This is a genomic window from Caldimonas hydrothermalis, assembly GCF_056746695.1.
The window spans coordinates 111,102-132,986 of sequence record NZ_JBWQXA010000007.1 but is presented as its reverse complement, the minus strand read 5'-3'; the positions used below and the strand labels follow the sequence as shown (position 1 = coordinate 132,986).

The window sequence follows — 21,885 nt, the reverse complement described above, 5'->3', positions numbered from 1 at the left end:
TTCACGCTGCCAATGCCATCAACCGCCCACCCGGGCCTTGCATCCTGCAGGCGCCTGACTTTCTAGGGTGGCGGGGCATTATCTCCGCGGGCCAGGCCGGGCCACGACACCGGTCGTCCGGTCCCCGCGGACGGAAAGGAGTGACATGACAGCGACCCACACCCTGCGGCACCGGGTGTCGCAGACAACGCAGTCGATGGCCCGCTGCGTCTCGGTTTTCGTCCGGGACGTCGGCCAAGGCCTGCTCGACATCAGCCACAACGGCCTGGCGCTGCTGGGCCTGCTCGTGCTGGGTGCGACCCTCTTCGGCCTGGGCCGGCCCGACCTGCGCCACCAGTTGGAGCAGCATGCCCTGGGCTGGCTGCTCCAGCGCCAGGAGGCACGCCTGAGCGAGGACGAGAGCCTCGTGGCCGCGCTGGCCGAGCCTGAGGCCATCCGGCGCGTCACCGCCGCGGACCCCCGCGAACTCGGCAAGGAGCAGGCCGCGATCGTCCAGTGGATCTCGCGCCGCTACCGCGTCGCGCCCGAGCCGGTGGCCCGGTTGGTCAAGGAGGCCTGGGAGGTCGGTGAACGCACCGGCCTGGACCCCACCTTGCTGCTGGCCGTGATCGCCATCGAATCGAGCTTCAACCCCTTCGCCCAGAGCCCGGTGGGCGCCCAGGGCTTGATGCAGGTCATGACCCGCGTCCACGATGACAAGTACGAGGCCTTCGGCGGCACCCATGCGGCCTTCGACCCGGTGAGCAACCTGCGCGTGGGCGCCCAGATCCTGCGCGAGTACATCAGCCGCGCCGGCAGCCTGGAAGGTGGCCTGAAGTGGTACGTGGGCGCGGCCAACCTGCCCCACGACGGCGGCTATGCAGCCAAGGTGCTGTCCGAGCGCAACCACCTGCGCAACGTGGCCCAGGGCCGCCCGGTGCCCGTCACGGTGCCGCAACTCGTGCGCACGAGCGCCCCGGCCACGGCGCCGGCTGCCGCAGCCTCCGCGCCCGAGACCAATGCTGCCCATCAGCCAAGCGCCGACACCCAGGTGGCCCAGGCCTCCTGAATCTCCATCTTGCGGCACCCGGCCTGCGGTGCTCCTGCGCACCGCAGGCCGGTGTGCCGCGTTCTCCAGTACACTGCGGCCGTTGCACAACTGGCGATAAGGCCCACCCCGCCCCGGGGTGAGCGCCTGAGGTGGTGAACCACCGGGAAGTGCAGCCGGCGGCCGCCTCGGGCGCCGCCGTTTCGCCGTTCGCCTGGGCAGCCCTCCGATCCAGCACGCGGTATGCGGGTGCGCTGTCGCAGCCGCCGCCGGCACTACGAGAGGGACTTCATCGCACTGAAGAGGACTGCCATGTTCGACCGCTCCACCTCCACCGTCGCCAACGTCGACCCCGAGATCTGGGCTGCCATCCAGCAGGAAAACCAGCGCCAGGAAGACCACATCGAGCTGATCGCCTCAGAGAACTATGCCTCCCCGGCCGTGATGGCCGCCCAGGGCAGCCAGCTCACCAACAAATACGCCGAGGGCTATCCCGGCAAGCGCTATTACGGCGGCTGCGAATACGTCGACATCGTCGAGCAGCTCGCCATCGACCGCCTCAAGGCCTTGTTCGGCGCCGAACATGCCAACGTCCAGCCCAACTCCGGCTCCCAGGCCAACCAGGGGGTGTTCTTCGGGCTGCTGCAGCCGGGCGACACCATCATGGGCATGAGCCTGGCCGAAGGGGGCCACCTGACCCACGGCATGCCGCTGAACATGTCCGGCAAATGGTTCAAGGTCGTCAGCTACGGCCTGAACGAAAAGGAAGAGATCGACTACGACGCGATGGAGCGCCTGGCGCACGAGCACAAGCCCAGGCTCATCATCGCCGGGGCCTCCGCCTACAGCCTGCGCATCGACTTCGAGCGTTTTGCCCGGGTCGCCAAGGCCGTCGGCGCCTACTTCATGGTGGACATGGCCCACTACGCCGGGCTGATCGCCGGCGGCGTCTACCCCAACCCCGTGCCCTTTGCCGACGTGGTGACCTCCACCACCCACAAGAGCCTGCGCGGCCCGCGTGGCGGCATCATCCTGATGAAGGACCATGTGGCCAAGCAGATCAACAGCGCGATCTTCCCCGGCATCCAGGGCGGCCCGCTGATGCACGTCATCGCTGCCAAGGCCGTGGCCTTCAAGGAAGCCCTGTCGCCGCAGTTCAAGGCCTACCAGCAACAGGTGGTCAAGAACGCCCAGGCCCTGGCCGAAACCCTGATGGCCCGCGGCCTGCGCATCGTCAGCGGCCGCACCGAAAGCCACGTGATGCTGGTGGACCTGCGTCCCAAGGGCCTGACCGGCAAGGAAGCGGAAGCCGTGCTGGGCCGCGCGCACATCACCTGCAACAAAAACGGCATCCCCAACGACCCGCAAAAGCCCATGGTCACCAGCGGCATCCGCCTGGGTTCGCCGGCCATGACCACCCGCGGCTTCACCGAAGCCGAGGCCGTGGCCACTGCCCACCTGATCGCCGATGTGCTGGACAACCCCCAGGACGAGGCCCACATCGCCGCGGTGCGTGCCAAGGTCCACGAACTGACCCGCCGCTTCCCGGTCTACCGCTGAACCCCACCCGCCGCCCGCCATGCGCTGCCCCTTCTGCGGCCACGAGGAGACCCAGGTCGTCGAGACCCGTGAATCCGACGAGGGGGACGTGATCCGGCGGCGGCGGCGCTGCATGGGGTGCGACAAGCGCTTCACCACCTACGAGCGCGCGGAGATCGAATACCCGTCCATCGTCAAGAAGGACGGGCGACGCACCGAGTTCGACCCGGCCAAGCTGCGCGCCTCGATGACGCTGGCGCTGCGCAAGCGCCCCGTCAGCGCCGAGGCGCTCGACCAGGCCGTCTCGCGCATCGAGACCTCGCTGCTGCACAGTGGCGAGCGCGAGGTCAGCAGCACCCGTGTGGGCGAATGGGTCATGCGCGAGCTCAAGCGCCTGGACAAGGTCGCCTACATCCGCTTTGCCTCCGTCTACCGCAGTTTCGATGACGTCAGCGAGTTCATGAACGCGGTGAGAGAAACTTCACGGCGCGGGCGCTGAGGGCGAACTCGCCGTTCCGTACGTCGACGACTGGCAACCACTTGTCGGGTGGGCCAACCCAGCGCCCAAAAGCAGTGATAGCTTCCAATCGAGGAGGCTCTACCGTGCGCCCACAGCTATCCGGATTCTCATTGATCGAACTCATGGTCACGATCGCTATCGTTGCGATCCTGGCTGTGATCGCCGGCCCCAATTTCAACGACTTCTTCACTCGCAATCGACTCTCGTCTCAGTCGAATGAATTGATCGGCGCCCTCAACTTGGCGCGCTCGGAGGCCGTCAAGCGTGGCGTTCGTGTCACGGTCTGCCGAACCGATGACCCGACGGCCACCCCGCTGGCGTGCGGCACCGGTTCGGGCAACAGTTGGGCCAGTGGCTGGATCGTCTTCGTTGACAACACCCACCTTGCGAGCAACTCCGCAGGCGTCATCGATGGCTCCGACGAGGCATTGAGAGTTTTCAGCGCCCTGCGTGCTTCCACGCTGTCGGTGAACAGTGATTTCGCCCGCGGCGTGTCTTTTCGTCCCGATGGCAGCGCCATCGGCATCAACGGGTCTGGCGGCTTGGTGACCGCAGCCACCGCCACTTTTTCATTGTGCCTGGAAGGGCAAGGCCGCAGCATCGAGGTCAACACCATGGGCCGCCCTCGTATTGGAGTGACCACATGCGCAGGCTGAGACGTCCTTTGTTGAACGCGCGGCCGATGACCCGCCCCGCCCACAAGGGCATGACCATGGTCGAAGTGCTGGTCACCATCGTCATCCTCTCGTTCGGATTGTTGGCGCTGGCGGGTTTGCAAGTCAGCGCGCTGGGCGGAAGCAAGAACGCCAGCAGCCGCACAGTGGCCACGATGCTGGGCTACGAAGTTCTCGACGCCATGCGTGCCAATCGACAAGCAGCCTTGGCAGGAAACTACAACCTTGCGCTGACGGCTGCTGCGCCGACCGGCACCAGTTTGCCGGAGCGTGATCTGGCCCGATGGCGAGCCGAACTGCAGCGCCGCTTGCCGGCAGGCACCGGCTCCGTTCAGATTGGCAATGACGGGTTGGTGACCGTGATCGTTCAATGGGACGACAGCCGAGGCGCCGGCTCGCCCACACAGTTTGACATCCAGACCCGATTGTGAGGCACCAGCCGTGAGCCCAGCTCGTTCCTGCGCCCTTTTCGCTCCCCCTCGCGGCTCGGCTCGCAGCCCCGGCCGGCATCGCTTGGTCCGCCCCACGCGCGGCCTGACTTTGGTGGAACTGATGGTTGCCATGGTCATCGGGCTCATCCTGATCCTGGCCATCTCCGCTGTTTATGTGGGCAGCCGACAAACCTATCGGTCCGGTGAAGGCATCTCCCGTTTGCAGGAAAGCGCCCGGTTCGCTTTCACCTTTCTTTCGCGCGACATTCGCCAAGCGGGTTACTTCGGATGTGTGGGCGGAAGCGCCACCGTGAACAACACATTGAACAATGCATCGACGGCACCCTTCGATTTCCAGCGACCGCTCAGCGGCTACGACGCAAGTGTCGGCGGCAGCACTTGGTCACCAGCCATTCCGGCAGGACTGTCAGGGTCGATTGCGCCGGTCGCCGGCAGCGATGCCGTGATCGTCCGCGGCCTTTCCGGGCCCTTGCTTCCCGTGCGATCCCACCCCGGCGGCACGCCTCCGGGCTCCGCCGCGATTTTGGTCGACGCCAACAACGGCTTGTCCCAAGGCGACATCATTTTGGTGTCGGACTGCATCGCCGCCGCGATCTTCCAAATCTCCAGTGCCAATCCCAACACGAGCGGATCGTTGGCCCACAACACGGGCACCGGCACGCCAGGCAATGCCACCACGGCCCTGGGCAAGGAGTTCACGGATGGCGACGTCGTGCGGGTGTCTTCATTCTTCTATTTCGTGGGCACGAATCCCGCCGGACGGCCCGCACTGTACCGCCGAGAAATCTCACGCGACGGGGCGGCTGCCGAAGAACTGGTGGAAGGCATCGAGAACATGCAGATCACCTACGGTGTGGACACCGACAACGACCGTGCGGCGAATACCTACTCCCGAGCCGATCAAGTGGAATCCGCCGGTCAATGGGACCGGGTTGTGAGCGCACGCATCGAAATGCTCGTTCAATCACCCGAAGACAACGTCGCTACCGAAGCGATGTCTTACGTCATCGGCGGCGCCACCACCCCATACGTTTCGACCGACCGCCGATTGAGGCAGGTGTACTCGACAACGATCACCCTGCGCAATCGGGTGGAATGAACTCGGTTTATGCATCGACAACCATGTACACCCCTTCCCAAAAACCGATGAAACGCCAGCGAGGCTTCTCGTTGGTCATGGTCTTGATTTTTCTGGTGCTGCTGACGATTCTCGGTGTGACCGCCATGCAAACCAGCACGCTGGAAGAACGCATGGCCGGCAATCTGCGCAACGAAAACCTGGCGTTCCAGGCGGCCGAATCTGCGCTCAGGGAGGCCGAGGCATTTTTGAGCGGGGTCACCCTGCCGAGCTTCGATGCCACCACATCCGCGACACCGGGCCTGTACCACACACAAAACAATCCGTGGGGTGGAAGAGACAACCCTCATGCATGGGCCGGCTGGACCCAAGCACCCAGTACCCACGCCTACAGGGTGTATAGCGGCACGCTCCAGGGGGTGGCGGCGGCCCCGCGCTATGTGATCGAGCAACTTCCTCCCGTGCCGGTCGACCCGGAAAGCTCTGTCAAGCAAGGCGAGGGCGTGGGGCAATTCGCTCAAGTCTTCCGGATCACCGCACGCGGGACCGGAGGATCTGACAACGCCGTCGTATTTCTTCAGACCACGTTCTGGCGTTGAGTGCCTTTCAGCACCGCCAACATACCGTAATGGACTTCCATATGAACCTGCGCGCTGCCTTCTCCCTACGCCTCAGCGTCTGCGTGTTGTTGTGCTTGGGCTCAGCCTCGGTCGCCGCCTTGCCGATCTCCGACCGGCCCTTGTTCTTGACGGGTGACACCCCACCCATGGTGATGCTCAACCTCTCCAAAGATCACCAGCTCTCCTACAAGGCCTACAACGATTACTCCGATCTGGATGGTGACGGGACACCGGACACGACCTACAAGCACAGTTTCAACTACTACGGCTATTTTGACCCGTTCAAGTGCTACACCTACAACACCACGAATCACCGCTTCACGCCCGCAGCCACCACCACCGACAAATACTGCAACGCCTCGGGCGCATCCGGGCAATGGAGCGGCAACTTCCTCAACTGGGTGTCCATGACGCGGATGGACATCGTGCGCAAGATCCTCTATGGGGGCATGCGCAGCACCGACACATCGTCCCTGACCGTGCTGGAGAGAGCGTATCTGCCAACGGATGCGCACTCCTATGCGAAGTACTACAACGGCACGGACATCGCCCGCTTGACCCCTTTTTCCACAACGCTGAACACACCGGCCACCTCCACCTCGACGAGCACGGTCGATTTCTCCGCAGGCACCAAGACGGTGGTGACCTCCCTCAGCTATGAAGTGGGCGACCAGATCCGCCTGGTGGATGCCGCCAACAGCGCCCGCTGGATGATCGGCGGTGTGTCCGCCAAGAGCGGCACCTCGATGACCCTGGTGGTCGAAAGCTCCGGCATCGCCCCGGGGGCCACCGGCAGTGCCAGCAACTGGCGAGTCACCAATCTCAATTCGTCTGGTATCACGTTTTGCAACACCACGATCGGACGGAATGACCCGAGCACGGCGAACCGGCTGTCCCACACCAACACCAATCCGCCCTTGATCCGCGTTGCCCAGGGCAACTTCACGCTGTGGGGCGCGAACGAAAAGCAGCAGTGTCTGTGGTCAGAGGAGAGAAACAACCTTCAAAGTGGCTTTGCAGGGGGCTTTCGCAGCAATGGCAACCGTGCCGCTTTGTCTGGCATTCATGCCAGTGCGGAAAACCCTCTGAGAGACGTTCACGGCCTCGGTACGGGCATCGCCCGTGGTGCCTATGTGGCCAGGGTCGAGGTCTGCAACAGCTTGCTCATCGGCAGCGAAACTTGCAAACGCTACCCTGCCGGCAATTACAAGCCGACCGGACTGCTCCAAGAGTATGGGGATGACGGGCAGATCCTCTTCGGGCTGATGACCGGTTCTTTCCAACGCAATGTATCTGGCGGTGTGCTGCGTCATCCGGTCTCCGATTTCGGCTCGGGCATCAACCACCGCAGTGCCGATCCCGTGCGCGACGGCACGTTCAAGACGGATGCCAACGGGCGTCCCACGAACGGCATCGTGCGCAACCTCAATGCGCTGCGCATCTACGGCTACAGCTATCAGAACGATGACAGTTATGGCTCCACCGATGGCTGCACCTACCAGCGCACCGCCATTCGTGTCAGCGGCGCCTCCGACCCCGAAGTCAACCAGGGCAATTGCTCCTCCTGGGGCAATCCGATGGCAGAGATCTATCTCGAGTCACTGCGCTATTTGGCTTCCGTGTCCGGGACGACGCCGACGGCGGCATTCACGTATACCCACAGCGGCAGCAAAGACGAAGCCCTGGGTTTGACGGTGGCCACATGGACGCCCCCCTTGAACGACCAGAACTACTGCACGCCGCTGAGCGTGCTCAACTTCAATGCCAGCGTGTCGAGCTACGATGCCGACCAGGTCAGCGGACTGAGCCCCATCGTCTCGTCGTCCACGGCGAGCCAGATGACCGATACCGTCGGCGCTCATGAAGGCATCAATGGTGGCAATTGGTTTGTCGGTAGGGCGGGTTCGGCGGCGGACAACCTGTGCTCGGCCAAAACGCTGTCTTCGCTCGGTGAAGCACTGGGGCTTTGCCCTGAAGCCCCCGCACTGGATGGTTCTTATCTGATTGCGGGTCTGGCGCATTTCGCGCGCACCAATCGCATCAAACCGCTGCCCACCGGAGTGAGTGGTACCGATTTTCCGAATGCCTTGAAGGTCGAAACCTACGGGGTGGCTCTGGCAACCAATGTGCCTCGCATCGAGATCAATGCCAACGGCCGTCGCGTGACCATTCTGCCGGCTTACCGGCTGGACCGCTCATCCAATGGCAGCGGTCCGTTCGGAGGCGGCACCTTGGTCGACTTCAAGATCGTCGAACAAACACCGACTTACGGCAAGTTTTACGTCAACTGGGAAGATAGCGCCTTCGGCGGCGACTACGACCAGGACATGTGGGGCATCATCGAGTATCGTGTGTCTGGGGACTCTCTCAAGGTGACGACGGATGCAGTCTCTGCTTCGACTGCGAACGGCCAGGGCTTCGGCTACATCATCTCCGGCACGGACAACGACGGCCCCCATTTCCATTCCGGCATTTACAACTTCGACTACACCGACCCTCGCAACGTCACCGTCATTCGAGAGGACACGGGGGCGGTCGCGAATGGAAGCACAGGCTTCATCAACGCCTCGGGAGGATGTCGCAATTGCACGGTCGACAACCCACCGACATCAGTGACCTACACGATCACCGGAAATTCGGCCGGGTCACTCAAGGATCCGCTTTGGTATGCGGCGAAGTATGGAGGTTTCCGAGACACCAACGACAACAACCGCCCTGATCTTCAGAGCGAATGGGACAGCAATGGCGACGGCAACCCGGACAACTTCGTGTTTGCGAATGACCCGGTGCGCCTGGTCGAAGGGCTGGCCCGCGCGTTTGAGCAAATCGGGCGCCGCCGCTCCTCTGCAGCGGCCATCGCCGCGAACTCCACGCAGTTGAGCACGAACACGGCCGTCTTTCAGGCCCGTTTCGACAGCACGCGCTGGAGCGGCAGCCTGCGTGCCGTTCAACTCCTGTCCAATGGTCGCCTGGGCAACCAGCTCTGGGATGCCGCGCAGTTGCTGCCGGCCGCCAGCGATCGCAACATCCTCACCCACAACGGCACTACCGGCGTCAACTTCACCTGGAGCGCGCTCTCAAACACGCAGCGCAATCAACTCAACGTCGGCCCCGGCAATGTGGTCGACTCGCGAGGCGAACAGCGATTGGAGTTCCTGCGTGGCGATCGCAGCCTGGAGCGGTCTCGCAGTGCCAGCGGCGTGTTCCGTGATCGCGATCAGGTGCTCGGCGACATCGTCAATTCCGACCCGTTTTACGTCCAGCAGCAGTACTTCGGGTATGAGCGTCTGCCCGGAACAGAAGGTTCGACCTACAACGCCTTCGTGACCAGCAATGCCACGCGCACGCCGATGGTTTATGTCGGAGCCAACGATGGCATGTTGCACGCCTTCAATGCCAGCACGGGCCCCGACGGCGGCCGCGAGGTGTTCGCCTACGTGCCGCGAGCCGTCTACCCGAAGCTGTGGGAGCTGACCGATCCCGATTACAACGACCGGCATCAGTTCTTCGTGGACGGCTCCCCCTATGTCGGCGAGGCCTATCTCAGCGGAGCCTGGGGAAGCTACCTCGTCAGCGGTTTGGGTGCCGGTGGCCGCTCGGTGTTTGCGATCAACGTCACCAATCCGACGGCCGTCACCTCCAGCAGCGTGATGTGGGAATTCACCGACACGGAACTGTGCTACACCTTCAGCCAGCCTCAGATTGCACGCCTGCCCAACGGCAGCTGGGGTGTGATCTTCGGCAACGGCTATCCCAAGACTTCAGGAAGTCATCAGTGCTCGACCTCGGGGGCCTATTTGTATGTCGTCGATCTGGCCACCGGCAATCAGATCGCCAGGATCGGAATCGATGCGGGCAGCACAACCTACAACGGTGCCAACAATGGTCTGTCCACACCGGCGCTGGTGGATACCAATGGTGACCGGATCATCGATACCGTTTATGCGGGCGATCTCTACGGCAACCTCTGGAAGTTCGATCTGTCCAACAGCAATCCATCGAGCTGGCGCGTTGCCAACCGAAGCGGTTCGCGAGATCGTCCGTTGTTCAGCGCGCGCAACGCCAATGATCAACGCCAGCCGATCACGGCGCCGGTGGAGGTGGGCCGCCACCCGAACGGAGGCTTCATGGTCTACTTCGGCACCGGCCGCTACGTGGCCGAGGGCGACCCCACGGATTTGACCGTGCAGAGCTTCTACGGCATATGGGATCGGCCAGAGACAGGCCCGTCCAACGAGATCACCTACACGGCAGCGACTCGCTCATCGATCTTGCAACAGCAAACGCTCCTGTCTGAAACGACGGTGGCCGGCCGCGACGTGCGCACCGTGAGTGCCAATGCGGTCAACTGGTCGACCCAGCGCGGCTGGTTCCTCGACCTCATCCAGCCCACCACCCCTCCGACGGCCCAAGGCGAAAGGGTGGTCGATGCACCGCTGCTGCGTTTCGGCCGCGTCATCTTCAACACCCTGATTCCGTCGACCTCGTCGTGCAGTTTCGGAGGTACCAGCTGGCTGATGGAGTTGTCTGCTGTCACCGGCCAACGCATCAATGAAACCGTGCTCGACGTCAATGGTGACGGTGTCTTCAATGCGGACGACTATGCGGGAGGAACTCCAGTGAGCGGCATGCGCAGCTCGGTCGGCATCACAAGCACCCCGAGAGTCATCTCTGCTGGGGCCCGAGAGTTCAAGCTCCAGTCCGGCAGTGACACCACCGGCACCAACGAGGGCGTGCAAGTCACCACGGAAAGGGGTGGTGATCGTCCGCCACGCGGTTCGTGGCGCCAGCTCATCTCCAGGTGATCGACATGGCTTACAAAACTCCTTTTCGCCTCTATTCTCCTTCGCGACACCCGGGTACCAGCCAGGGCTTCACACTCATCGAATTGATGATCGTTGTGGTCATCGTCGCTGTCCTTGCCTCGGTGGCGTACCCGAACTACATCGAGCACGTTCGCCGAGGGCATCGTTCCGACGCGAAAGCCTTGCTGCTGGAGGCAGCTCAGCTCATGGAGCGCAATTTCACCCAGAGCAACAGCTATTCCACAACGAGCGCAGGCACTGCAGTCACGCTACCCTTCTCGCAATCTCCCCGTAGTGGCACCGCGCGCTACAACATCGCCTTTGCGGCCGGGAGTCCCACCGCAACGACCTTTGTGATCCAGGCAACCCCGACGGGATCCATGAGTGGCGATCCCTGCGGAACGCTGGGCATCAATCAGTTGGGCCAGAAAACCAAGACCGGGGGAGATGCTTCGCGCACTGCCGCAGATTGCTGGGATCGCTAGTCACCAACTTGAGCCGCGGAACACCGATTCAGTCTGGACTCGATACGAGTTCGCCCGGAGGCGTTCATGATCAAAGCCGTCACTTGCCCTGCCGGGAGCGCACACACCAGAAACGAGCCTGAGAGGAAAGCTCCATTGGTCTGAATGGGTCTGCCGCTTTCGTCGAAGAGAACATACCGCTGCGTGGCTCCATTGGCCTGTATCCGAACCCGCAGGTCGCCGTCATGAACTGCAAGAACGGACTCACCTTCATCCCAATGCCCATTTTCGTTCGGATCCGTATGGACGCGCCACCCTTGTTCCCAACGTGCTGATTGCGGTGAGATGGCTACCGGCTGTCCTCTCGCGATGGCCGATGCCCGTGCCAGCGCAAGATGGGTCGACAAGTGAAAACTGATCGACCGTGTCCGGCTGACTTGGAGCAGATCCCGCGTCAACGGATAAGCGATCGCAATGAGGATGGAGAGCACGGCGAGAACCACCAGGGATTCCAGCGCCGACCACCCACCGCCCACCCCCCGCGGTCTCGGATAAGCTTTCACTTTCTTTCCCCCCTGAGGAAATGTCAAACCCCGGTCTGTGCCGGTCGTCCCGACGGCGCGCCTTCTTTGGGCACGACCATCGGTGCATGAAGCTCGGGCGGGAGTCTATGTGGATGCTTTGGTGAGTTCTCTCCCCCAGACAGGTGATCCCGCCGATGCGCGGCGCATGCACGAAGCCCTGGCCCAGGCGGCACAGGCGCTGCGGGTGTGTCCGCCCAATCCGGCGGTGGGCTGTGTCATCGTGCTGCCCGACGGCCAAGTGGTGGCCGCCCACACACAGGCCACCGGCCAGGCGCACGCCGAGGCCCAGGCCCTGGCCTTGCTGCGCAAGCGCGGGCTGTCGGCCCGGGGCGCCACGGTCTACGTAACCCTGGAGCCCTGCTCCCACCACGGCCGCACGCCACCGTGCGCCGACGCCTTGATCCGCGAGGGCGTGGCCCGGGTGGTGGTGGCCGTCCAGGATCCCAACCCCCTGGTGGCCGGCCAGGGGATCGAGCGCCTGCGCGCCGCGGGGGTGCGGGTGGACGTCGGGCTGATGGGCGAGGAGGCGCGCGAGCTGAACATCGGTTTTTTCTCCCGCATGCTGCGCGGCCGCCCGTGGGTGCGCCTGAAGGTCGCGGCCTCGCTGGATGGCCGCACCGCGCTCGACGATGGCCGCAGCCAGTGGATCACGGGTCCGTCGGCCCGGGCCGACGGGCATGCCTGGCGCGCCCGCGCCGGCGCGGTGCTCACCGGCATCGGCACGGTGCTGGACGACGACCCGCGCCTGGATGTGCGCGAGGTGGACACGCCCCGCCAGCCGCTGCGGGTGGTCGTCGACTCCCGGCTGGAGACTCCGCCTGCGGCCCGCATCCTGCCGCCGCCGGGAGAGGTGCTGATCTACCACGCCGAAGACCACCCGGCCCGGCGCGCCGCCCTGGAAGCAGCCGGCGCCCGGTGTGTCCGCCTGAGCGGCCCGGGCGGCAAGGTGGACCTGGGCGCGATGCTGGCCGATCTGGCGCACCGTGGCATCAACGAGCTGCATGTGGAGGCCGGGCACAAGCTCAACGGCTCGTTCGTGCGCGAGGGCCTGGTCGACGAGTACCTGATCTACCTGGCGCCCCGGCTCATCGGCCAAGGGCGGGAGATGATGCGCTTCGGCCCGCTGGCCTCGCTGGACGACGCCCCGGCGCTGGCCTTCCTCGACGTCGAGCGGGTCGGCCCGGACCTGCGCCTGCGCGCCCGGCCGCCGGGACGCGAGCGTTTCTGAGCGGGCCTGACCCGCGCGGCGGCGCGGATGCCGGCTCCCTGCGACAATCCGGCCCATGTTCACCGGCATCATCAGCGGCATCGGCCGCATTCTCGAGGTCACCCCCCTGGGCGACAGCGCCGCCCATGGCAAGCGCCTGCTCGTCGAAGCCCCGGCGGGCTATCTGGACGACGTCCAGCTCGGCGACAGCATCGCGCTCAACGGCGCGTGCATGACCGTCACGAGCTTCGACGCCGGCACGGCGCGTTTCACGATCGACATCTCGGCCGAGAGCCTGGCCAAGACAGCCGGGCTGGATGCACCAGGCTGGGTCAACCTGGAGAAGGCGCTGCGCGCCAGCGACCGCCTGGGCGGACACCTGGTGAGCGGCCATGTGGACGGCCTGGGCACGGTGACACACTTCGCGCGCGTGGGCGAGTCCTGGGAGCTGCGAGTGCTCGTCCCGGCCGAGCTGGCCCGGTTCCTGGCCTACAAAGGCTCGGTCACGGTCAATGGCGTGAGCCTGACGGTCAACCGTGTCAACGACCGGCCCGACGGCGCCGAGATCAGCATCAACCTCATTCCGCACACCGTCGAGCACACCACCCTCGGGCGGCTCACGCCCGGCGCGCGCGTCAACCTGGAAATCGACCTGATCGCCCGCTACGTCGAGCGCATGCTGGCCGCCGGCCAACCGGCCGGGGGCTGAATCCGCCCCCCTACAATCCCACCCCTATGCCCATCTCCCCGATTCCCGAGCTCATTGCCGAGCTGGCCGCCGGCCGCATGGTCATCCTCGTCGATGAGGAGGACCGTGAGAACGAAGGTGATCTGGTGCTCGCCGCCGACCATGTCACGCCCGAGGCCATCAACTTCATGGCCAAGTACGGACGCGGCCTGATCTGCCTGACGCTCACGCGCGAGCGTTGCGAGCGGCTGCAGCTTGCGCCGATGGCCGCGCGCAACGGCACCAAGCATGGCACGGCCTTCACGGTGTCGATCGAGGCGGCCACCGGCGTGACCACCGGCATTTCGGCGGCCGACCGGGCCCGCACCGTCCAGGTGGCCGTGGCCCGAGACGCCAAACCCTCCGACCTCGTGCAGCCCGGGCACATCTTCCCGCTGCAGGCCCAGGACGGCGGGGTGCTCATGCGGGCCGGCCACACCGAGGCCGGCTGCGACCTGGCAGGCATGGCCGGCCTGACCCCGGCCGCGGTGATCTGCGAGATCATGAACGACGACGGCAGCATGGCCCGGTTGCCCGACCTGGAGGTCTTCGCGCAGACACACGGGTTGAAGATCGGCACCATCGCCGACCTGATCGAATACCGCAGCCGCAACGAATCGCTGATCGAACGCCTGGGGCAGCGAGGGCTCAACACCCCGCACGGCAGCTTCGAATGCACCGTCTACCGTGACCGCTCCGGGGGATTGCACCTGGCCCTGGTCAAGGGGCGCTGGTCACCGCACGACGAGGTGGTGGTGCGTGTGCATGAACCGCTGTCAGTGCTGGACCTGCTCGACGTGGGCGAATGCACACATTCCTGGCCGCTGGGCCGGGCGCTGGCCCGGTTGCAGCAGGAGGACCGCGCCGTGGCCGTGCTGCTCAACTGCGGTGAAGGCACCGAGGAACTGCTTCGCCGCCTCGCGCCGGACGAGACCACCCCGCCGCTGCGCTCGCCGGCGCAGATGGACCTGCGCACCTACGGCGTGGGCGCACAGATCCTGCGTGACCTTCAGGTCACGAAAATGAAGCTGCTGGGCAGCCCACGACGCATGCCCAGCATGGTGGGCTACGGCCTGGAAGTGACGGCCTTCATCGGCCCGGAACAGTGAACGACCGCGAAAAAGGAAGGCACACGCATGCAAGGCGCTGACAAGGGCCGCCCGGCCCGTCTGGACGGCGAGGATCTGCGCATCGGCATCGTGCAGGCCCGTTTCAACGAAGCCCTCACGAATGCGCTGGCCACCGCCTGCCGCACCGAACTGGCCGCGCTCGGCGTGGCCGACAAGCACATCGAGCACGTGACCGTGCCCGGCGCACTGGAAGTGCCTGTGGCCCTGCAGGCCCTGGCCGAAAGCGAACGCTTCGATGCCCTGATCGCCCTGGGCTGCATCATCCGGGGCGAGACCTACCACTTTGAACTCGTGGCCAATGAAAGCGGCGCGGGCGTCACGCGCGTCTCGCTGGACTACGAGCTGCCGATCGCCAACGCCATCCTCACGGTGGAGAACGAGGCCCAGGCCTGGGCGCGCGCCGAAGAGAAGGGACGGGATGCCGCCCGTGTGGCCGTGGAGATGGCCAACTTGCTGGAAGATCTGTCGTGACCGCAAGCCCCCCCAAAACTCGCCGTGCGCCGGCAAAGTCGGCACGCCGCCGATCGCGCGAATTCGCACTCCAGGGACTCTATGAATGGCTGCTTTCGGGCAGCGACGCCGGGGTGATCGATGCCCACGTGCGTGAGCAGGATGGTTTTGCCAAGTGCGACACGGCCCACTTCGACGCCCTGCTGCATGGCTGCATCCAGGAAGCGGCCGACCTGGACGCCGCGCTCGCACGCCATGTGGATCGCAAGACCAGCGAGCTCTCGCCGGTGGAGCATGCGGTGCTGCTGATCGGCTGCTACGAACTGCGCCATTGCCTGGACATCCCCTACAAGGTGGTCATCAACGAGGCCGTCGAACTCGCCAAGAGCTTCGGTGGCACCGATGGCCACAAGTACGTCAACGGCGTGCTCGACAAGGCCGCGGCCGACCTGCGGCCGGCCGAGGTGCAAGCCGCCCGTGCCCCGCGCGCCTGAGGTCTGCGACCCATGAAATTCGCCTCGCGCACCGGGCGCATCGCGCCCTTCTACGTGATGGAATGCGCCAAGGCGGCCGCGGAGCTCGCGCGCAGCCCCGCCTGTCGCGACGAGCCGATGATCTACCTGAACATCGGCGAGCCCGACTTCACCGCCCCGCCCCTGGTGCGCGAGGCCGCCGAGCGCTGCCTGCGTGACGGCCGCACGCAGTACACCGATGCCCTGGGGCTGCTGCCCTTGCGAGAACGCATCAGTGCCTGGTATGCGCAGCGCTTCGGCGTGGAAGTGCCCGCCCGGCGCATCGTGCTGACGGCCGGAGCCTCCGGCGCGCTGCAGCTCGCCTGCCTGGCGCTGGTGGAGCCGGGCGACGAGATCCTGATGCCCGACCCGAGCTACCCCTGCAACCGGCATTTCGTGTCAGCCGCGGAAGGCCGCGGGGTGATGGTGCCCAGCGGCCCCGAGCAGCGCTTCCAGCTCAGCGCCGCTGCCGTCGAGGCCGCCTGGACCGAACGCACGCGCGGCGTGCTGCTGGCCTCGCCGTCCAACCCCACCGGCACGTCCATCGCCCCGGACGAGATGCGTCGCATCGTCGCTCAAGTGCGCAGCCGTGGCGGGGTCACGATCGTCGACGAGATCTACCTCGGCCTGAGCTATGACGAGGCCTTCGGCGTGAGCGCGCTCACGCACGGCGATGATGTCGTCACGATCAACAGCTTCTCGAAGTACTTCAGCATGACCGGCTGGCGCCTGGGCTGGATGGTGGTGCCCGAGCCCATGGTCGCCGTGGTCGAGAAGCTGGCGCAGAACCTCTACATCTGCCCGTCCACCGTGGCCCAGCATGCGGCGCTGGCCTGCTTCGAGCCCGAGAGCCTGGCCGAGTACGAGCGCCGCCGTGCCGAGTTTCGCGCCCGGCGTGATTTCCTCGTGCCCGCCCTCAATCGCCTGGGGCTGACTGTGCCGGTGATGCCCGATGGCGCCTTCTACGCCTGGGCCGACTGCTCGGCCTTCGCGACCGACAGTTGGGACCATGCCTTCGAGCTGATGCACCGCGCCCACCTGGCCATCACCCCCGGACGGGATTTCGGCCAGGCCGATACGAAGCGCTACCTGCGCCTGTCCTACGCCACAGCCATGGCCCAGCTCGAGGAAGCCGTCGCCCGGCTGCAACGCTGCCTGTGAGCGCGGCGGCGCGGGCTGCAAGCCCAGGACACACAACTTACCGGCAGAAGCACTTTTCGCGGGCATTTCTCACACTGCGCGCCCACAGCGCGTCAAGGGCTTCGTCTAAGCTGCGCACGTGGATTTCCAGAAGACCATCTTCGCACTGACTCCGGAGCAGGCCCGGTCGCGGCACTCGCGCGACGGGCAGGATTCGTCGCAGTCTTTCGATTCCACCCAGCAGCTCGACACCGCCCATGGCTCGCTGTTCGGTGAGCTGGGCGAGCCCACCGGGGGCCCCGGGCCCAAGCGGAGCGGTCCGGCCTCCATCCCCCCCGACGAACTGCCCACGATCGGTCACATCGGGCGCTATGCCCTGAAGTACCGTCTGGGCGAGGGTGGACTCGGGACGGTCTATGCGGCCCAGGACCCGCTGCTGTCGCGTCTGGTGGCCATCAAAACCCTGGGGCTGGAGCTGTCCGCCGAGGCCCGCGAGCGCTTTCACAGCCTGTTCCTGAACGAAGCCCGCGCGGTGGCGAGCCTCAACCACCCGCACATCGTCACCGTCTTCGATGCCGGCACCAGCCCGCAGGGGGCCTACATCGCGATGGAGCTGCTCAAGGGCAAGGACCTGCGCCAGCTCATCAAGGAAGGCTGGCGGCCGCGGCCGGTGGAGGCGGCGCTGATCGTGCGCCGCGCCGCCGACGCCCTGGCTTACGCCCATGCCAAAGGCATCGTCCACCGCGACGTGAAGCCGGCCAACATCTTCATGACCGGCCGCACCCAGCCGAAGGTGCTGGACTTCGGCATCGCGCGCGTGGCCAGCCAGCAGGAGTCGGGCACCGAAGACGACTTCGCGGCCGGCTCGCCCTACTACATGGCCCCCGAGCAGGTGCGCCACGACCCGGTGGACCGCCGTTGCGACGTCTACTCGCTCGGGGTGGTGCTCTACGAGCTGCTGTCGGGCGTGCGCCCCTTCCGGGGAGCGACGCTGTCGGAAATCGCCGAGGCCGTGCTGCATCACCAGCCGCCGCCGGTGCACGAACTCAACCCGGCGGTGCCGCCGGCGCTGTCGCAGATCGTCGCGCGGGCGATGGCCAAGGACCCGGAGCACCGCTACCGCTCGGCGCGGGCGCTGTCGCGCGAACTGCGGCACTGGATCGAGGAGCAAGCCGACGCCGCGGAGCACGACGAGACCCTGGCCGCTGAACACCGCCGTGGGCGTGTGCGCCGTCTGGCGCTGGCCGTGGCTGCGGGCGTGTCTGCCGGCGCGGCCTTGTGGCTGGGCCTGGCCTCATGGATTGACGAGCCGGTCGCAGCCGCCCCGCCCATGGCGGCCGGGCCCGCACCGGCCCCGCCGCCCGCCCCGGCTGCCAGTGCCGTCCTGGCAGCTGGGGCCACCGTGGCCGAGCCCCCAGCCCCTGGGCCTGTGGCCGACACGGCCGGGCCCGAGGACGCGACTGCCCCGGCCCAGGCGCCTTCGGCTCCGGCCGCAGCCCCGGCCGCGGTCCGTCCCGCGGCGGCCCGCGAGCGCCCGTCCTCCCCGGGGTCGGTCGCCCCCCGCCCGGCCAGCCGCAACCCGGCCGCCACCGCAACGACGGCAGCGCCACTGGCCACCGGCGAAGTGGTGTTGGCCATCAGCCCCTGGGGGCAGGTCGAGGTGAACGGGGCCCCGGCGGGCATCGCCCCGCCGCTCACCCGCCTGACCTTGACCGAAGGACGGCACACGATCACCATCCGCAACGATGCCTTCCCGCCGCACCGGGTGACCGTGACCGTGAGCCCCGACCAGCCCGTGACCCTGCGGCACAAGTTCGAATCCGCCTCCGGCCCCTGATGTGATGAAAGCTCTGACGAGTTCGATCCTGGCCCTGGCCGCCCTGGCCGGCTGCGCCCCCTTGCCTGTGGCCTCACCCGTGGTCGGGGTGACCGAGCTGGCTGCCCGGCCCGCCGAAGGCGCCTTGCTGGCGGGCCTGAAGGCCTATGACGATGCCCAGTACGCCGAAGCCGAGCGCCGGCTGAACCAGGCCCTGCAGGCGGGGCTGGCCTCGCCCAAGGACCAGGCCGCCGCCCACAAGCACCTGGCCTTCATCTATTGCACCAGCCAACGTCAGGCCCGGTGCGAAGCGGCCTTCCGGGCGGCGCGGGCCGCTGACCCCACCTTCGACCTGAGCAAGTCCGAGGCGGGGCACCCGCTGTGGGGACCGGTCTTCCTCAAGAGCCGCCAGTCGCCCTGACGCCTGCACAGCGATAATGTCGGTTTTGCCGACCCGGCTGCCCGCCGGGCCGGTGCCTGTCGTCCATGTCAGCTTCCATCGCCGACCCTGCCTGCGTCGTCCATCGCCATCCGGTGCGCGTGTACTGGGAAGACACCGACGCCGGCGGCGTGGTCTTCTACGCCAATTACCTCAAGTTCTTCGAGCGTGCGCGCACCGAATGGCTGCGCGCGCGGGGATATTCGCAAGAAGCGATGCGGCGGGAACAGCGCGTGATGTTCGTGGTCACCCACACGGCCGTGCGCTACCTGCAGCCCGCCCGTCTGGACGACCTGCTCGAGGTGACCGTGGCCGTCGCCTCGGCCAAGGCCGCCTCGATGGTGATCCGGCAGCAGGCGTTACGTCATGGAACCTTGCTGGCCGAAGGTGAGATCAGAATCGGGTGCGTCGATGCGCAGACCCTGCGCCCGCAACGCATCCCCCAGGAACTGCTTCAGGAACTCGCATGACCCACCAGGATCTGTCGATCATCCAACTCATTGCACAAGCCAGCCTCATCGTGCAGCTGGTCATGTTGCTGCTCATGTTCCTCTCGCTGGCCAGTTGGACGGTGATCTTCGGCAAGTTCTTCGGCCTGGGCCGCGTGCGCGGGCTCAATGAGGAATTCGAGCGCGAGTTCTGGTCCGGGCGCAACCTGCACGACCTGTACAACCTGGCCAGCGACAACCCGCGCAAGGGCGGGCCGATGGAACGCATCTTCGCCTCGGGCATGCGTGAATTCCTGAAGCTGCGCGAACGGCGTGTCACCGATGCGGGGGCGCTGCTCGACGGCGCCCGCCGCGCCATGCGGGCCAGCTTCCAGCGCGAGATGGACGCGATCGAGCACCATCTGTCCTTCCTGGCCACGGTGGGCTCGGTGGCGCCCTACATCGGCCTGTTCGGCACGGTGTGGGGCATCATGCACGCCTTCACCGGCCTGGCCAATCTGCAGCAGGTGACGCTGGCCACCGTGGCCCCCGGCATCGCCGAGGCCCTGGTGGCCACCGCGATCGGCCTGTTCGCCGCCATCCCGGCGGTGATGGCCTACAACCGCTTCGCACGCCAGATCGACCAGGTGGCCATCCGCATGGAGACCTTCATCGAGGAGTTCTCCAACATCCTGCAGCGCAACCTCGGCCAGGGCCCCCAAGGGCTGCCCGTGGGCGCGCCCACGCACTGACCCGGAGACTGCGATGCCTGCCGTTGCTTCCCGCTCCGGTGCCCGCCGCCGCACCATCAGCGAGATGAACATGGTGCCCTTCATCGACGTGATGCTGGTGCTGCTGATCATCTTCATGGTCAGCGCCCCGCTGATCACCACCGCCGTGGTGGATCTGCCCACCGTGGGCCGCGCTGCCGCGGCGCCGCAGCGGGTGGTCGAGGTGGTGGTGGGCGCCGACGAGATGCTGCGGCTGCGCGTGAACGGCAAGGAGACGGGCCGCACCACCCTGTCCCGACTCGAACAGGACGTGCGTGCCGCGATCCAGGGAGCGGACCCTGCTCCCATCGTGATCTCGGCCGACCGCAGCGTACGCTACGAAGCGGTGGTCAACGTGATGTCGCGGCTGCGCGCCGGCGGCTTCGAGCGCGTGGGCCTGCTCGTGCGCCAGCAAGGCGGCTGAGGACATGCCACAGGAGCCGTACCGTCCATGACGCCTTCCAGCGAACGCGACGACCTGCTGCCCCCCTCGCCCGATGCCCGCGGCCGCGGCCTGGCGATCGCGCTGGGCATGCACGCGGCCCTGATCGGAGCCCTGGCGCTGGGCGTGAACTGGAAGTCCAGCGCCCCCGACGCGGTCGAAGCCGAGCTGTGGGCCGCCGTGCCGCAGGCCGCGGCGGCGCCGCCCGCGCCGGCCCCGGCTCCCGCGCCCTCCCCGCCCGCACCGGCACCCGCTGCGGCCCCCCCACCACCCGCGCCCGACCGTGAGGCCGAGCTGGCCATCGAGAAGCAGCGCAAAGAAGCCGAGGCCAAACGCCAGCGCGAGTTGCAGGAAGCCGAACGCAAAAAGCGTGAGGAGGCCCAGCGCCGCGAAGCCGAACGCAAGAAGCAAGAAGAAGCCGAGCGGCTCAAGCGCGAGCTGGCCGAGAAGCAGCGCCTTGAACAACAACGCAAGGCCGAGGCCGAAAAGCGCCGCCAGGCCGAAGAGAAGCGCCTGGCCGAGCTGCGCGAGGCGCAGATGCAGCGCATCATCAGCCAGGCCGGCACCGGCACACAGGCCACTGGTGCAGCGCAGGGCAGCGCGGCCGGGACGCCCTCGGCCGGCTATGCGGGCCGGCTGCGCGCCCGCATCAAGCCCAACATCATTTTCGTGGACACGCTGACGAACAACCCGGCTGCCGAGGTGGAGGTGCGAGCTGCTCCCGATGGCACCATCCTCGGCGCACGGCTGGTGAAGTCCAGCGGCCATCCGGAATGGGACCAGGCGGTGCTGCGCGCCATCGAACGCACGGAAACCCTGCCGCGCGACGACAACGGCCGCGTGCCCTCCCCCATCCTGATCACCTTCCGGCCGAAGGACTGACCCCCCTTGATCCGGGGCGCGCACGCGCCCGACGGCGCCCCGCGCGCCGTCCTTGTCACACCGCGTTTCCAAAACCTGCTGGCTCCTGCCGGGAGGAGGAGCTTACGCTTTGGCACGGCGATTCGGGAAATGCACGTGTCCCTCAGCACGGTATGCGGGTGCACCATCCGTGGACTGCG

At 66.3% G+C, this 21,885-nt stretch carries 22 protein-coding genes and 1 riboswitch; of the genes, 21 read left to right on the top strand and 1 reads right to left on the bottom strand.

Annotation, left to right across the window (positions count from 1 at the left end):
- Positions 1 to 145: 145 nt before the first annotated feature.
- The 9 genes from AC1ECW_RS10695 to AC1ECW_RS10655 all read left to right on the top strand — a co-directional run bounded on the left by AC1ECW_RS10695 (position 146) and on the right by AC1ECW_RS10655 (position 11,200).
- Positions 146 to 1,048: a lytic transglycosylase domain-containing protein gene (locus AC1ECW_RS10695; protein WP_409704507.1), complete on the top strand. Its 903-nt coding sequence runs from the start codon at positions 146 to 148 to the stop codon at positions 1,046 to 1,048.
- A gap of 76 nt (positions 1,049 to 1,124) precedes the next feature.
- A riboswitch (ZMP/ZTP riboswitch) is annotated at positions 1,125 to 1,254 on the top strand.
- Positions 1,255 to 1,339: 85 nt separating this feature from the next.
- Positions 1,340 to 2,587: a serine hydroxymethyltransferase gene (gene glyA, locus AC1ECW_RS10690; protein WP_481201795.1), complete on the top strand. Its 1,248-nt coding sequence runs from the start codon at positions 1,340 to 1,342 to the stop codon at positions 2,585 to 2,587.
- Between the two features lie 19 nt (positions 2,588 to 2,606).
- Positions 2,607 to 3,065, top strand: a complete 459-nt coding sequence (gene nrdR, locus AC1ECW_RS10685) for a transcriptional regulator NrdR (protein ID WP_019560971.1) — start codon at positions 2,607 to 2,609, stop codon at positions 3,063 to 3,065.
- A 74-nt stretch (positions 3,066 to 3,139) separates the two neighbouring features.
- Complete coding sequence (locus AC1ECW_RS10680; protein WP_481201794.1) at positions 3,140 to 3,742, top strand: GspH/FimT family pseudopilin; 603 nt, start codon at positions 3,140 to 3,142, stop codon at positions 3,740 to 3,742.
- Complete coding sequence (pilV, locus tag AC1ECW_RS10675) at positions 3,730 to 4,191, top strand: type IV pilus modification protein PilV (protein WP_481201793.1); 462 nt, start codon at positions 3,730 to 3,732, stop codon at positions 4,189 to 4,191. Before AC1ECW_RS10680 ends, pilV begins: the two co-directional genes overlap by 13 nt.
- A 10-nt stretch (positions 4,192 to 4,201) precedes the next feature.
- On the top strand, positions 4,202 to 5,311 hold the full coding sequence (locus AC1ECW_RS10670; RefSeq protein ID WP_481201792.1) for a PilW family protein: 1,110 nt from the start codon (positions 4,202 to 4,204) through the stop codon (positions 5,309 to 5,311).
- Positions 5,312 to 5,334: 23 nt separating this feature from the next.
- Complete coding sequence (locus tag AC1ECW_RS10665; protein WP_481201791.1) at positions 5,335 to 5,889, top strand: pilus assembly PilX family protein; 555 nt, start codon at positions 5,335 to 5,337, stop codon at positions 5,887 to 5,889.
- A gap of 41 nt (positions 5,890 to 5,930) precedes the next feature.
- Positions 5,931 to 10,715, top strand: a complete 4,785-nt coding sequence (locus AC1ECW_RS10660; RefSeq protein WP_481201790.1) for a pilus assembly protein — start codon at positions 5,931 to 5,933, stop codon at positions 10,713 to 10,715.
- A gap of 5 nt (positions 10,716 to 10,720) precedes the next feature.
- Entirely contained in the window at positions 10,721 to 11,200 is a 480-nt protein-coding gene (locus tag AC1ECW_RS10655) for a type IV pilin protein (protein WP_481201789.1), read from the top strand.
- On the opposite strand, the gene AC1ECW_RS10650 is transcribed toward AC1ECW_RS10655, so the two are convergent.
- Positions 11,197 to 11,670: a GspH/FimT family pseudopilin gene (locus AC1ECW_RS10650; RefSeq protein WP_481201788.1), complete on the bottom strand. Its 474-nt coding sequence runs from the start codon at positions 11,668 to 11,670 to the stop codon at positions 11,197 to 11,199. The two genes, AC1ECW_RS10655 and AC1ECW_RS10650, sit on opposite strands and share 4 nt — an antisense overlap.
- 238 nt (positions 11,671 to 11,908) lie before the next feature.
- Between AC1ECW_RS10650 and ribD the strand changes: the two genes are divergently transcribed.
- The 12 genes from ribD to tolA all read left to right on the top strand — a co-directional run bounded on the left by ribD (position 11,909) and on the right by tolA (position 21,706).
- Positions 11,909 to 12,991 (top strand): bifunctional diaminohydroxyphosphoribosylaminopyrimidine deaminase/5-amino-6-(5-phosphoribosylamino)uracil reductase RibD, encoded by a 1,083-nt coding sequence (gene ribD / locus AC1ECW_RS10645; RefSeq protein ID WP_481201787.1) that lies wholly within the window; start codon positions 11,909 to 11,911, stop codon positions 12,989 to 12,991.
- 55 nt (positions 12,992 to 13,046) lie between these two features.
- Positions 13,047 to 13,679, top strand: coding sequence for a riboflavin synthase (locus tag AC1ECW_RS10640; protein ID WP_481201786.1), 633 nt, complete (start codon positions 13,047 to 13,049; stop codon positions 13,677 to 13,679).
- Positions 13,680 to 13,705: 26 nt separating this feature from the next.
- The gene (gene ribBA, locus AC1ECW_RS10635) at positions 13,706 to 14,806 is read left to right on the top strand and encodes a bifunctional 3,4-dihydroxy-2-butanone-4-phosphate synthase/GTP cyclohydrolase II (RefSeq protein WP_409704527.1); all 1,101 of its coding nucleotides are present in this window, start codon (positions 13,706 to 13,708) and stop codon (positions 14,804 to 14,806) included.
- 27 nt (positions 14,807 to 14,833) lie between these two features.
- Positions 14,834 to 15,298, top strand: a complete 465-nt coding sequence (gene ribH, locus AC1ECW_RS10630; RefSeq protein WP_409704529.1) for a 6,7-dimethyl-8-ribityllumazine synthase — start codon at positions 14,834 to 14,836, stop codon at positions 15,296 to 15,298.
- Positions 15,295 to 15,771, top strand: coding sequence for a transcription antitermination factor NusB (nusB, locus tag AC1ECW_RS10625; RefSeq protein WP_409704531.1), 477 nt, complete (start codon positions 15,295 to 15,297; stop codon positions 15,769 to 15,771). Before ribH ends, nusB begins: the two co-directional genes overlap by 4 nt.
- A gap of 12 nt (positions 15,772 to 15,783) precedes the next feature.
- Complete coding sequence (locus tag AC1ECW_RS10620; RefSeq protein ID WP_481201785.1) at positions 15,784 to 16,950, top strand: pyridoxal phosphate-dependent aminotransferase; 1,167 nt, start codon at positions 15,784 to 15,786, stop codon at positions 16,948 to 16,950.
- A gap of 118 nt (positions 16,951 to 17,068) precedes the next feature.
- Positions 17,069 to 18,766, top strand: a complete 1,698-nt coding sequence (locus tag AC1ECW_RS10615; RefSeq protein ID WP_409704535.1) for a serine/threonine-protein kinase — start codon at positions 17,069 to 17,071, stop codon at positions 18,764 to 18,766.
- A 4-nt stretch (positions 18,767 to 18,770) separates the two neighbouring features.
- Positions 18,771 to 19,166 carry a TssQ family T6SS-associated lipoprotein gene (locus AC1ECW_RS10610; protein WP_409704537.1) on the top strand — a complete coding sequence of 132 codons (396 nt, stop codon included), beginning with the start codon at positions 18,771 to 18,773 and terminating at the stop codon, positions 19,164 to 19,166.
- 65 nt (positions 19,167 to 19,231) lie between these two features.
- Positions 19,232 to 19,654, top strand: a complete 423-nt coding sequence (gene ybgC, locus AC1ECW_RS10605; RefSeq protein WP_481201784.1) for a tol-pal system-associated acyl-CoA thioesterase — start codon at positions 19,232 to 19,234, stop codon at positions 19,652 to 19,654.
- Positions 19,651 to 20,364, top strand: a complete 714-nt coding sequence (gene tolQ / locus AC1ECW_RS10600; protein ID WP_481201783.1) for a protein TolQ — start codon at positions 19,651 to 19,653, stop codon at positions 20,362 to 20,364. Before ybgC ends, tolQ begins: the two co-directional genes overlap by 4 nt.
- Positions 20,365 to 20,377: 13 nt before the next feature.
- On the top strand, positions 20,378 to 20,806 hold the full coding sequence (locus AC1ECW_RS10595; protein ID WP_481201782.1) for a biopolymer transporter ExbD: 429 nt from the start codon (positions 20,378 to 20,380) through the stop codon (positions 20,804 to 20,806).
- 27 nt (positions 20,807 to 20,833) lie between these two features.
- Positions 20,834 to 21,706 (top strand): cell envelope integrity protein TolA, encoded by an 873-nt coding sequence (gene tolA / locus AC1ECW_RS10590; protein ID WP_409710210.1) that lies wholly within the window; start codon positions 20,834 to 20,836, stop codon positions 21,704 to 21,706.
- Positions 21,707 to 21,885 lie beyond the last annotated feature (179 nt).